Genomic DNA, 11,765 nt, shown 5'->3' on the forward strand with positions numbered 1-11,765 from the left:
AATCCGTTTTGTCTACCCCTTGAGTGGGTGTTTCAACGATTTACCGTGGTACTTCGCTGAAACCCCCACTCAAGAGGAGCTTATTTCTTGTGGTATAGCTCTTTATTTAACCGAACCGCGAATCATCGCAGTTACGCCCGTACGGGAAAGCTCACGAATGCCATAAGGACGAAGCAATTCGACCATAGCATCTATTTTATCTGAATCTCCTACAACTTGCACGATCAACGAAGCTGGGCCAATATCGACCACTGCCGCGCGGAACGTTTCAACAATACCAAGAATTTCAGGACGCATAATAGGTTCTGCATTTACTTTAATAAGTGCGAGTTCTCTGGCAACCATTGGGTTGGAGCTCAGATCAACAACCTTGATGACGTCAATCAACTTGTACAATTGTTTGGAGATTTGCTCCAACGTGTTGTCGTCACCTGTGGTTACGATAACCATGCGGGAAAGTCCGTTTTCTTCGGACTCTCCTACCGTGATGCTTTCAATGTTAAAGCCTCTGCGTCCAAACAAACCAGATACACGTTGCAGGACACCAGGCTGATTGTTTACGAGTACGGAAACTGTATGTTTAGTTGTCATTCCGAATCCCCCATTAACATGTCACTAATTGTATCGCCGGCTTTAACCATTGGGAATACGTTCTCGCCCTTCGGTACGACGAAATCAATAACGACAGGCCCCGGTGTATCGAGGGCTTCCTGCCATGCTTTTCTCGCTTCTTCCTTCGTCGTTGCGCGCAAGCCTTTCACGCCGTAAGCTTCTGCAAGCTTCACGAAATCAGGGCTTCCTGCCAAATCAATGTGACTGTAGCGATTTTCATAAATGATCTCTTGCCATTGGCGAACCATTCCTAGCACTTGGTTGTTAATAATAACAACTTTCACTGGTATGTTGTGGATCGCACAGATCGCAAGCTCTTGCGCACACATCTGCACGCCGCCGTCACCGTTAATGGAAACAACCAGTTTATCTGGGTTCCCCATTTGAGCGCCGATCGCTGATGGGAATCCGAAGCCCATCGTACCAAGTCCACCAGACGTTACAAGGGAACGCGGGTTTTTGAACTTATAGAACTGCGCGGCCCACATTTGATGTTGACCAACGTCAGTCGTAACGATCGCTTCACCTTTGGTCGTTTCGCTAATCATTTCAATAACGAATTGAGGCTTAAGCTCAGTTTCTGTTTCGCCGTATTTCAACGGGAACTTCTCTTTGCTTTCTTGCAGTTCAGTGATCCAAGCTGCATTATTCGCAGGCTTCGCTTTCGTATTGGCATACTCGAGAACAGCTTTCACATCGCCTACGCAAGGAATGTCTGTTTTCACGTTTTTGCCGATTTCCGCTGGATCAACATCGATATGCGCGATCACTTTCACCTTTGGAGCAAAACCATTCAAATTCATCGTTACCCGGTCATCGAAACGGGAGCCAATAGAGATAAGAAGATCTGCATTTTGGATCGCTGTGTTCGCTGTAAACGTTCCGTGCATCCCTGGCATACCGAGCCACAGCTCGTGTGCACTTGGGAAGCCGCTTAAGCCTAGCAACGTTGTTGCTACAGGGATCCGTGTTTTATTTACAAATTCGATTAATTCCTCAGAAGCATTCGCATACACAACGCCGCCGCCTGCAATGATAACCGGACGTTCAGCCTCTTCGATGGCTTTGATCAGCTTATCTACTTGCAGCTTGTTAGGTTGTACCGTAGGGTTGTATCCACGAATATTTACTTCCTTCGCAGGCTTAAATATCGTTTTATGAGCGGAGACATCCTTTGGTATGTCAATAAGAACCGGCCCTTTACGACCTGAGTTTGCAATATGGAAAGCTTCATGAATAATACGCGGCAGGTCATTAACGTCTCTCACCAGATAGCTGTGCTTCGTAATCGGCATTGTAATGCCTGTGATGTCAGCCTCTTGGAAAGCATCCGTACCGATGAAGCTCGTTGCCACGTTACCTGTAATCACGACTAGAGGAACAGAATCCATATATGCTGTAGCAATCCCAGTGACAAGGTTCGTAGCCCCCGGTCCGGAAGTTGCGATACATACACCAACTTTGCCTGTTGAACGAGCGTAGCCATCAGCCGCATGAATCGCGCCTTGTTCATGTCGAGTCAACAAGTGATTGAAATCATCAAAACCGTGCATCGCATCATAGATGTACAATACAGCGCCGCCTGGATATCCAAAGACGCAGTCCACACCCTCCAGCAATAAGCTTCTTAGCAAAATTTCGGAACCTGTAATCAGGTCTGGCTGCGTAAGCTTCTCAATTAGTTCTTCTTTAGAGCGTTTTGGTTCAGTTTGAACATTCATTGTGATCCTCCTCTCGAAAAGTCAATTCGTGTCATCGTTAAATCTTCCATGAAAATAAGAAAAACCCCTATCATCCCGGACACGCACAAAACGTGTTCAACGGGACGAAAGGGGTTTAAGCTTCCGTGGTACCACCCAAATTTGCTATATGCCTCACAGCACATAACCTTAGCAGGAATGTTCATCAGCGAACATTACCTTCAGCACGATAACGTGTGCTCTTCCGGTTCTCCCTAATACTTGCAAGCGATCTGCATGTTTCAGGAAAACAGCTCCGAGGTGACTTCGTACGTAAGGGATTAAGGCGATGGTTTCAGCAAGTCCAACGCTCTCTGCGCATAAGTGCCCTTATTACTTCTTCCTCTTCATAGCGATTCATTCGTATGCTTCACCATATCAAATATGATTAAAGATTATTATATGCATCGGAAGGCCAATAGTCAATAGGGAAATCGAATAAAAAATGGAGGCGAGAGAGAAGATAATACCAATTCTATGGAAAGTTCTGAGGAAGCCACCCATGAAGCCGTCTCTACAAGTCGCTTTCCCTTTGTCTACAAGCTTACAAGACAACGTTAACTGGCTTCAGCAAAAATTAGGCCAAAGCTCTGATGTGTACTATCGTCTGCTCGAAATCGGCGTCTACCCGGATACGAATCATGTCGCGTTATTTTACATAGAAGGACTTGCCCAGTATGACCTCCTGAATGAGCATATCACGAAACCGCTTCAGGCTTCCCATGAGAATGAATCCTTTTGGCAGCAGGATGTGTGCTTCCATGATTTGCTGTGCCAGACGATCACAATCAGCGATATATCCTTTAGCACCGAAGGCAATGATGTCCTCGCTGCGCTGATCAATGGCAACACGATTCTTATCGCAGACGGCTATGACCAAGCCATACTTGCAGGTACAGCAGGCTGGGAAAAAAGAGCCATTGAGGAGCCCCAAACACAAACGGTCGTTCGCGGCCCCAAGGAAGGCTTCACAGAGGACATACGCACGAACACTTCCTTATTGCGCAGGAAAATAAAATCACCAGATCTACGGTTCATTTCCTTGCGAATTGGCCGATTTACGCAAACGGAAGTCGTGATTGCCTACTTGGAAGGCATCGCGAACCCGGAGGTCGTGAAAGAAGCGATGCAACGGCTGGAACGAATCGATACCGATAGTATTCTCGAAAGCGGTTATATCGAAGAATATATCGAGGATGTGACCTACTCTCCTTTTCCAACGATTATGAATTCTGAAAGGCCGGATTCAGTAGCCGCAGGCATTTTAGAGGGACAAATAGCCATTCTTGTGGACGGGACTCCCTTTGTTTTGCAGGCGCCCGTCACGTTTTTTAGATTCTTACAATCGAGTGAAGATTACTATCAGCGTTTTGACATTGGGACATTCATCCGGGGCATTCGCTATATCTCCTTCCTCGTATCAATGCTGCTGCCGTCTCTGTACATCGCGGTCACAACGTTTCACCAAGAAATGCTGCCGACTACCCTGCTAATTAGCTTGGCTGCGCAGCGCGAGAGCGTTCCATTTCCAGCGATTGTTGAAGCCTTTCTGATGGAAATTACGTTCGAGGTGCTTCGTGAAGCCGGTGTGCGTATGCCGCGTGTCATCGGCTCAGCCATCTCCATTGTAGGAGCTCTCGTGCTAGGACAAGCCTCTGTGCAAGCTGGATTAGTTTCTGCTGCGATGGTCATTATCGTTTCTTTTACCGCGATTTCCAACTTTGTGACACCTGCGCTGAATATGGCTGTAGCCGCACGCTTAATCAGATTTGGCTTGATGCTCCTGGCAGGCACCTTCGGCTTATTCGGCATATTGACAGGCTGTATGGCCATCCTTATCCATTTGGTCTCATTGCGCTCCTTTGGCGTCCCCTATTTAACACCAGTGGCACCAATGATTCTGAGCAGACTAAAAGATACCTTCATTCGTATTCCTAGATGGTTAACGTTCATACGGCCGCTCAGTAAAACAAACCGAAATAGACAAACACCATATGACAAACCTTCTATGCCTAAGGAGGATCGCAATGACGATCGTTAGATATCCTATGGGAGGATCGACATGCACAAACGTATTCTGCGATTCGGGCTTCTTATCTTCTATTGCTTACTGCTTACTGGCTGCTGGGATCGAAAAGAATTAAATCAGCTCGCGATTACCTCTGCAACCGCCGTTGACTGGGACGGAAAGGAATGGATCGTTTCCTATCAGGTCGTTATTCCACAATCCATTGCAAACCCTAACACGGGTGGCAGTCCTGGACAGCAAGCTCCCGTGATGGTCTTTTCAACAAGTGGCGGCTCGATTCGAGGCGCTGTGCAGAAATCAAGCCGGGAAATGCCTCGTTCCCTTTTTTTCGCACACAATCGTGTCATTGTTATCGGCGAAAAGGCCGCAGAACAAGGCATATCCCAATTATTAGACGTCTATCTGCGCAACGCTGACTCGCGTGAGACGGTAAGTATCTTAGTGACTGGCGGCCAAGGAAGAACGATTATTGAACAAATTATCCCCCTGGAGAAAGTGCCAGGAGCCGCCATTAAAAACATGATTCGTAACGAAGCGAACAATAGCTCTAATTACAATCAGCTCATGATGTATCAAATGATGATGGGCATGACGGGAGACTCCCCTTTTACCCTTATTCCTGAAATCATCATCTCAGGGACAGGAGAGAATACCTCGATTTCTACGCTTACAAAAACCTCCTTCACGAATAAGCTGCGGTTAGGGAGAATGTCTATTTTCAAAAAAGACAAGCTGATTGGCTGGTTTACACCTGACGAAGAATACGGGATAAGTTGGATACGAAATACGATTAGCCGAAGCACGTTATACTTTGGGTGTAAGCAAGGAACAGGAGAATTCAATTCAGCACTGCGCATTGATCGCAGCAAAAGTAAGATGAAGCCGATTCTCTCCGAAGACGGAAAATTAATCATGCACCTAGATGTTGAGGCCTCTGGCACCCTCATGGAGCTCGGTTGTCCAAATGATCCTACGCAGCCTGCAGATATACGCACCTTGGAGCAGTCTGCTTCCGCCGAACTTACGGAGCTGATCACGAAGTCTTTTCGTTCCGCTGTTCAGAAAAAAGCAGATGTCTTCCTGCTTGCAGATACGATGCACAAACATTACCTCAAAATCTGGAATCAAGTTAAACCCAATTGGGACGAGCAGTTTGCAAACCTTCAAATAGAGACAAATGTACAAGTGAAAATCGAAAGAATTGGGATGAGCGGCAAATCCTTTCTACAAATAAAAGAAGAGACTGGTAAATAAACAAAGAGGAGGATTAGCTAATGCCCGTTCAGATTTCGAAATATCAGCTTTTTGTGATGATCGTACTCTTCGAAATCGGAAGTACTCCGCTCTTTGCGTTAGGCAGCTCGGCCAAACAAGACGCCTGGCTTGCGATGCTTGCTGCTGCGGTGGCTGGCTTTTTCCTCCTGCTTTTATTTATAGCGATACAACGAAGGGCACCTGATCAGGATTTAATGGGATTGCTCAAACTCTGTTTTGGTAAGTGGGGGGGCACCTGCATCGGAGTATCCTTTGCTATGTATTTTGCCTATGAGTCCATGAGGAATGTGCGCGACTTCGGCGAAATTTCCAATCTAACCTTACTTAGCACAACACCGAAATATGTGACCATGTTCATCATCCTTCTCTTAGCTTTTTATGCGATTATCATGGGCGTAGATACGTTATTTCGAGTGACAGAGGCACTTCTCCCCATTGTCGTCCTGAGCTATAGCTTCCTTATCCTGCTAATTAGCATTGCGGGCTTGATCCATCTCGATAATGTGCTCCCAGTGCTGGAAAATGGCTTATCTCCCGTCCTTAAAACAGCCTTTCCTGATCTTGTGTCTTTTCCCTTTGGTCAGACAGTTATCTTCTTTATGATTTGGCATCTGTTCCCGGATCAGATCAAGTTAAAAAAGATCAGTCTACTCTCGTATACGACCGTTTCCTTATTTCTAATCGCCATGAACGTTCTTAATATTGCCGTCTTAGGCACGACGCTTGTGGCTAACAGTACGCTGCCCTTCCTGCAGACCGTTCAGCTTATCGAGGTGGGAGATATATTAGAGCGTTTGGATGTGATGGTCACCTTACTGCTGTTTCTTGGCTTATTCGTGAAAATGACGACATTCTACTGGGGGGCCGTATATGCCCTTACCCATCTGTTCCCGGCTATCAAAAAACGCCGTTGGCTTATTATTATTGGGATTCTTATCTTCATTACTGCCTTTCTTGAACCTAACTATACGATCCACGTTTGGTTAGGACTAAAGTTTAGCGTGAAGATATACCCCTTGTTCCAAGTCGTTATCCCGATCCTGATGTTTATAACGATGCGATTTCGCAAGATTTCCGTACAAAAAGAAAAAGAGCTTGCCCCCTGATGGGGACAAGCTCTCAGACGCATCGCATCGCTTACGCGTTTACTTTTGCTTTTGCAGCTGTTGCCAAATCGTTGAACGCTTTAGCATCGTTAACAGCTAGATCAGCTAGGATCTTACGGTTAACTTCGATACCAGCCAATTTCAAACCGTGCATCAATTTGCTGTAGCTCAAGCCGTTTTGACGAGCTCCTGCATTGATACGAGTGATCCAAAGTCTACGGAAGTTACGTTTCGTTTGACGACGGTCACGGTATGCATATACCAAAGACTTCATTACTTGTTCTTTAGCTGTTTTAAATAAACGGTGTTTGGAACCGAAATAACCTTTTGCTAATTTCAAAATTTTCTTACGACGGTGAGCGCGAATAAATCCGCCCTTGACTCTTGCCATTGTGAACTACCTCCTGGGATATATAAATGATGTTCCGTGTTTAAGCTGAGTAACGATTAACCTTTGATAAGGGACAATTGTTGTTGCAAACGACGTACATCGCCAGGAGCCATTACTGGGTTCGTGGACAATACGCGTTTTTGCTTGGATGATTTACCGGAAAGCAAGTGGTTCTTACCTTGTTTGTATCTCATCACTTTGCCTGTGCCCGTGATTTTGAAACGGCCTTTCAGGCTGCTGTGTGTTTTCATTTTCGGCATGGTGTTGTTCCTCCTAATTTAGTATACCGCCTAAGTTGTTGCTTTTGGCGTTAAGATCATGATCATGCTTCTTCCCTCAAGCTTAGGAGCACGCTCCTGTGAGGAGATGTCAGCAGTTTCTGTAGCTAGACGCTCAAGAACTTTGCGGCCAATCTCCGAGTGCGCTATTTCGCGACCACGGAAACGAACGCTAGCCTTGACTTTATCGCCATCGCCAAGAAACTTAACAGCGTTGCGAAGCTTCGTTTGGAAGTCATGTTCATCAATCGTCGCGCTAAGGCGAATCTCCTTGATGTCCACGATCTTCTGATTCTTACGAGCTTCTTTTTCTTTCTTCTGCATTTCGTAACGGAACTTGCCGTAATCCATAATGCGGCAGACAGGCGGTTTCGCCGTCGGTGCAACGTTTACTAAATCAAGATTCGCGTCAAGTGCAATTTGTAGAGCTTCGCGTATCGGCGTGATACCGAGTTGTTCTCCGTCCGCCCCAATAAGGCGTACTTCTTTAACACGAATCTCGTCATTAATCATATGATCTTTGCTAATCGTGTTCCACCTCCATAAAGTATGTAACTCTCTTCCAAATATAAAAAAGATGCGGGCACAGTGGGCCCACATCTTCATCAATAACAGGTTCATACGAAACCTATTGTATATCCATGATGATTCATTCAAACCAGCCAACGTTGTGTTAGTCAGGTGAGAAGCGGGCGCTTCTGCTTTACTTGAAACATATTATCATCTCATTCTAGAAAAGTCAACTCACTTGTTTACTTTTCATTTCATCTAACCGAATAACACGCGTATGCTCGGTGTGGCTCCATTGTTTGTTGTTTTGCGTGAAGAACGCATAGAACGTAATTGGCCACCAGGAAAGCATGAAAAGCGGGTAAAGCAGCAAATACTTATATGTTTTCTTATGTGCCTTTTCAATTAGCATCGCCATCGGAAGCAATACATAGATCGCTAAGCTGATTGAATTGATAAGCACGGGGTTGACGTGAACTAACGCTGAATCCGCTGTGCCGTGAGATGTCATGGACTGAATCCACAACATAACGGTTAGAATGGCACCGAAGAAGAAATTGTATACATTCGCCGAATAGATCGCCGCGTCAATTTTCATCCAGCTGCCTGTTTTAATCCCTTGCCATAGCAACGGGAAGAAGAAACGTTTCGCTACCTCAAAGTGACCTTGCATCCAACGCAGACGCTGCTTAGCAGAAGCATTGAACGATAGCGGCTTTTCATCATAGACACGCGTTTCATAGTTATACGTAGGTTTAATCCCCATTTGTACACACATCATGGAGAACTCAAGATCCTCAACCAGACTTGTTGCCCGCCAGCCTACTTGCTTTAACAAAGCGGCATCGAAGCACATGCCCGTCCCACCAAGGTAATTGGCAAGCCCTAGATTGGAACGCGGAGTTTGTACAAAACGGTTTGCATAGAAGAACGAGATTGCAAAGGAACCAGTGATCCAAGAATCATTCGGATTTTTCGTATCCAAGTAGGCTTGAATGACGCGGGATCCTGAACAAAGATCATTATTCATGTGAGTCAAATAGTCAGGACTTACAAGATTGTCCGCATCGAACATTACGATGCCGTCATACTGGCGCTCACGCTTCCACAGCTCTTTGAGCATCCATTCAATCGCGTACCCTTTCCCTCTCAGGTTCGGGTTGTGACGCTCCATCGCATACACGCCATGATTACGCGCAATATCCGCTGTGTTGTCTGTACAGTTGTCACAAATCACGAAGATGTCATACAACTCTTTTGGGTAATCTAACGTCTTGAGATTCTCAATCAAGGCCCCAACAACTTGTTCCTCGTTATGAGCGGCAACCAATACAGCAAATGATTTCTGCGGAGCGAACATTTTTTTCTTTTTGGGACGATACCAACCAAAAAACGTTAAAAACAGCTGATACGCACCGACTAATGCCAAGAACATTTGAACGGCAAGCATAATCTTGTCTAGCATGAAGCAAAGTCCCCCTTTTTTTGTGCACGTTAGCTATCTTTTTGTATGCTTCGTGCGTTTATGTACAGGTAGTTCGTGTTTAAAGGCAAACGTTAAAACAATCGTTTTTGATTTTCCTCTCTTTCCCCCGGTTTGTCAAAGTCTGCAAACACCGAAAAAAGGGCAGTTCTTTGATTTTTGGGTGATTCGCACAAGCCGAATAGAGCATGCGCTTGAAATCGGGTCGAAAATGTCTTGTTTTCATCGTTTTTCATTTATTGTGTACAAAAAGTTCACCATTTAGACGAACACTGTCTTTTCTAAGTGGCGACGTCCCTATTATAAGTCACTCCGCTAATCACTGACAACTTTTGCTTAATTACCCTGTTAATGGATGAAATGGTCACCTTCACATCATTCGAAGAACAATGCCGAAGAGAGTCCGTCGTTCACAAATAGGACATATCATCTAAGATTTGGATGGGATAGTCGTACCCGCTTTGGGGAACACTGGAAGAAAACTGCGATGTGATCTATGAACTGCGCCTGTTGGTTCGAAGATATGTGTCATCCTAACACGGAAATATTAACGCTAGATTAGTGCAACATTAATTTTAAATTTATGAATTGTTATCATTCATTTAATCTTCCTCGAATAAACCCATCGTACAATTAAGCTAGAGTGAAACTTCATCAGATTAGAAGGAGGAGATTATTCATGAGCAGCAAAGTTGTGCATTGGCTTCAGCATCATGAAACACGTCTATTCCACTTCGTCAATCAGCGTATCCATCATCATTTCCTAGACCATTTTTTTGCGAAAATAACCCATCTAGGCGGTGCCACAGCTTCCATCATGGTTGCTATATGCTTGGCTTGCTTTGGGCAAGGCTCGTTACGTATAGCCGGCTTTCAAGCACTGATCGCGTTGACAATCAGTCACATCCCTGTTGCCATTATGAAAAAAAGGTACCCTAGACTGCGCCCTTATCTTGTCCATCCTCAAACCATTACACATAAAAACCCACTAACGGATCATTCTTTTCCCTCTGGACATACCACAGCCATCTTTTCAGTTATGATTCCCATTGTATCTGCTTTACCTATGCTTGGACTCGTATTGATTCCTATAGCTTGTATCGTCGGCTTGTCCCGCATTTACTTGGGGCTTCACTATCCATCCGATTGTATTGTCGGTTGCTTGCTTGGGACGACAGCTTCATTAGTGACTGCAGCCTTCTGGGGGTGAATCATGGAACATCTATCGCAAAAAAGAAGAGTACTCATTCTATCCGAAGGCTTTGGGGCGGGCCATACACAAGCTGCATTCGCACTAGCCAGCAGCTTGGAGCAGCGCTGTTCTAACATCGAAACACGTGTGGTGGAGCTCGGCTCCTTTTTGCATCCCACCTTGGCCCCATGGATTCTAAGCGCTTATAAGAAAACTATTTCCAAGCAGCCGAAATTATATGGTCGTTTGTACCGTGCTCAGTATCAAAAATCGCTGAACCCACTGACTCAGCTTGCGCTTCATCGTATTTTCTATGCACAAACGGCTGCTATGATTAAGCATTGGGCCCCCCAAGCCATAGTATGTACGCATCCTTTTCCCAGCGTAGTTGTTTCTCGATTAAAGCGCGCAGGCTTACACATCCCCCTATGTACAGTTATTACCGACTACGATGTTCATGGAACATGGGTCAGCCGTGAGGTTAATAAATACATGGTGTCTTCCGAAGATGTGAAACACAAGCTCCTCATTCATGGCATCGCGGCCTCACATGTCGAAATAACAGGGATACCCGTTCATCCCAGCTTTCGAGAAATTCACGATCGTACGCTGATTCGCCAGCAATTCCAGCTGTCTTCCATACCTACCGTATTAGTCATGGGCGGAGGCTGGGGCTTGATCGGCGGCGATTCGTTAAGTGAGCATCTATTGATGTGGAGAGACCGGATTCAGTTTATTTTTTGCTTAGGACATAATGAAAAAGCCATCGCGAAGCTATCCGCAGATCCGCGGTATCAGCACCCTCATATCCATCTGCTCGGATTTACAAAGGAAATTGGTAAACTGATGGAGGCCTCGGACTTGCTCGTAACGAAACCAGGCGGAATGACCTGCTCAGAAGGGCTGGCTAAAGGGATTCCTATGTTATTTTATGACCCCCTTCCAGGCCAAGAAGAAGAAAACGTTCATTATTGTACAAGACATGGCTTCGGTGAACCGATCCAGTCCGCGGATACGATCTCACACTGGTTGTCCATGCTTGCTAGTCGTTATGCCGATGTGCAGGCCAAGCGGATGTCCAATCAGCATAGAAAGTCTCACCTGCCGGCAGGCGACGGTTCAGAAGTGATCCTGCAATTGCTTGGATGAA

Annotated in this window: 11 protein-coding genes and 1 other annotated feature; of the genes, 5 read left to right on the top strand and 6 right to left on the bottom strand. The window is 45.6% G+C overall.

Annotated features, from left to right (window positions below):
• Positions 1-102: 102 nt before the first annotated feature.
• Both ilvN and ilvB read right to left on the bottom strand, forming a co-directional pair.
• Positions 103-591, bottom strand: a complete 489-nt coding sequence (gene ilvN, locus AC58UX_RS10495) for an acetolactate synthase small subunit (RefSeq protein WP_056609108.1) — start codon at positions 589-591, stop codon at positions 103-105.
• On the bottom strand, positions 588-2,333 hold the full coding sequence (gene ilvB / locus AC58UX_RS10500; RefSeq protein ID WP_497252240.1) for a biosynthetic-type acetolactate synthase large subunit: 1,746 nt from the start codon (positions 2,331-2,333) through the stop codon (positions 588-590). Before ilvB ends, ilvN begins: the two co-directional genes overlap by 4 nt.
• Before the next feature lie 520 nt (positions 2,334-2,853).
• Between ilvB and AC58UX_RS10505 the strand changes: the two genes are divergently transcribed.
• Genes AC58UX_RS10505 through AC58UX_RS10515 form a run of 3 tightly spaced genes read left to right on the top strand, consistent with a single transcriptional unit; the run spans position 2,854 to position 6,761 of the window.
• Positions 2,854-4,392, top strand: a complete 1,539-nt coding sequence (locus AC58UX_RS10505) for a spore germination protein (RefSeq protein WP_497252242.1) — start codon at positions 2,854-2,856, stop codon at positions 4,390-4,392.
• 21 nt (positions 4,393-4,413) lie between these two features.
• Complete coding sequence (locus tag AC58UX_RS10510; protein WP_497252244.1) at positions 4,414-5,634, top strand: Ger(x)C family spore germination protein; 1,221 nt, start codon at positions 4,414-4,416, stop codon at positions 5,632-5,634.
• 20 nt (positions 5,635-5,654) lie between these two features.
• On the top strand, positions 5,655-6,761 hold the full coding sequence (locus tag AC58UX_RS10515; RefSeq protein ID WP_497252246.1) for a GerAB/ArcD/ProY family transporter: 1,107 nt from the start codon (positions 5,655-5,657) through the stop codon (positions 6,759-6,761).
• A gap of 31 nt (positions 6,762-6,792) precedes the next feature.
• On the opposite strand, the gene rplT is transcribed toward AC58UX_RS10515, so the two are convergent.
• The 4 genes from rplT to AC58UX_RS10535 form a co-directional block, all read right to left on the bottom strand.
• Positions 6,793-7,152: a 50S ribosomal protein L20 gene (rplT, locus tag AC58UX_RS10520; RefSeq protein ID WP_497252248.1), complete on the bottom strand. Its 360-nt coding sequence runs from the start codon at positions 7,150-7,152 to the stop codon at positions 6,793-6,795.
• Between the two features lie 56 nt (positions 7,153-7,208).
• Positions 7,209-7,412: a 50S ribosomal protein L35 gene (rpmI, locus tag AC58UX_RS10525; protein ID WP_068666422.1), complete on the bottom strand. Its 204-nt coding sequence runs from the start codon at positions 7,410-7,412 to the stop codon at positions 7,209-7,211.
• Between the two features lie 30 nt (positions 7,413-7,442).
• Positions 7,443-7,943 carry a translation initiation factor IF-3 gene (infC, locus tag AC58UX_RS10530; protein ID WP_497252250.1) on the bottom strand — a complete coding sequence of 167 codons (501 nt, stop codon included), beginning with the start codon at positions 7,941-7,943 and terminating at the stop codon, positions 7,443-7,445.
• Positions 7,944-7,995: 52 nt separating this feature from the next.
• Positions 7,996-8,140 (bottom strand) — a sequence feature (ribosomal protein L20 leader region).
• 29 nt (positions 8,141-8,169) lie between these two features.
• Complete coding sequence (locus AC58UX_RS10535; protein WP_497252252.1) at positions 8,170-9,405, bottom strand: glycosyltransferase family 2 protein; 1,236 nt, start codon at positions 9,403-9,405, stop codon at positions 8,170-8,172.
• Positions 9,406-10,102: 697 nt separating this feature from the next.
• Between AC58UX_RS10535 and AC58UX_RS10540 the strand changes: the two genes are divergently transcribed.
• Positions 10,103-10,633, top strand: coding sequence for a phosphatase PAP2 family protein (locus AC58UX_RS10540; protein WP_497252254.1), 531 nt, complete (start codon positions 10,103-10,105; stop codon positions 10,631-10,633).
• Positions 10,634-10,636: 3 nt separating this feature from the next.
• Entirely contained in the window at positions 10,637-11,764 is a 1,128-nt protein-coding gene (locus tag AC58UX_RS10545) for an MGDG synthase family glycosyltransferase (protein ID WP_497252256.1), read from the top strand.
• Position 11,765 lies beyond the last annotated feature (1 nt).

It is taken from the genome of Paenibacillus sp. J22P90 (assembly GCF_059692195.1).

What these genes read in the sequence shown, in the direction of transcription:
- rpmI (WP_068666422.1), bottom strand. Translation starts at nt 7,412, where the DNA reads ATGCCGAAAATGAAAACACACAGCAGCCTGAAAGGCCGTTTCAAAATC.
- AC58UX_RS10540 (WP_497252254.1), top strand. Translation starts at nt 10,103, where the DNA reads ATGAGCAGCAAAGTTGTGCATTGGCTTCAGCATCATGAAACACGTCTA.
- AC58UX_RS10545 (WP_497252256.1), top strand. Translation starts at nt 10,637, where the DNA reads ATGGAACATCTATCGCAAAAAAGAAGAGTACTCATTCTATCCGAAGGC.
- infC (WP_497252250.1), bottom strand. Translation starts at nt 7,943, where the DNA reads ATGATTAATGACGAGATTCGTGTTAAAGAAGTACGCCTTATTGGGGCG.
- AC58UX_RS10535 (WP_497252252.1), bottom strand. Translation starts at nt 9,405, where the DNA reads ATGCTAGACAAGATTATGCTTGCCGTTCAAATGTTCTTGGCATTAGTC.
- AC58UX_RS10515 (WP_497252246.1), top strand. Translation starts at nt 5,655, where the DNA reads ATGCCCGTTCAGATTTCGAAATATCAGCTTTTTGTGATGATCGTACTC.
- ilvB (WP_497252240.1), bottom strand. Translation starts at nt 2,333, where the DNA reads ATGAATGTTCAAACTGAACCAAAACGCTCTAAAGAAGAACTAATTGAG.
- rplT (WP_497252248.1), bottom strand. Translation starts at nt 7,152, where the DNA reads ATGGCAAGAGTCAAGGGCGGATTTATTCGCGCTCACCGTCGTAAGAAA.
- AC58UX_RS10510 (WP_497252244.1), top strand. Translation starts at nt 4,414, where the DNA reads ATGCACAAACGTATTCTGCGATTCGGGCTTCTTATCTTCTATTGCTTA.
- ilvN (WP_056609108.1), bottom strand. Translation starts at nt 591, where the DNA reads ATGACAACTAAACATACAGTTTCCGTACTCGTAAACAATCAGCCTGGT.
- AC58UX_RS10505 (WP_497252242.1), top strand. Translation starts at nt 2,854, where the DNA reads ATGAAGCCGTCTCTACAAGTCGCTTTCCCTTTGTCTACAAGCTTACAA.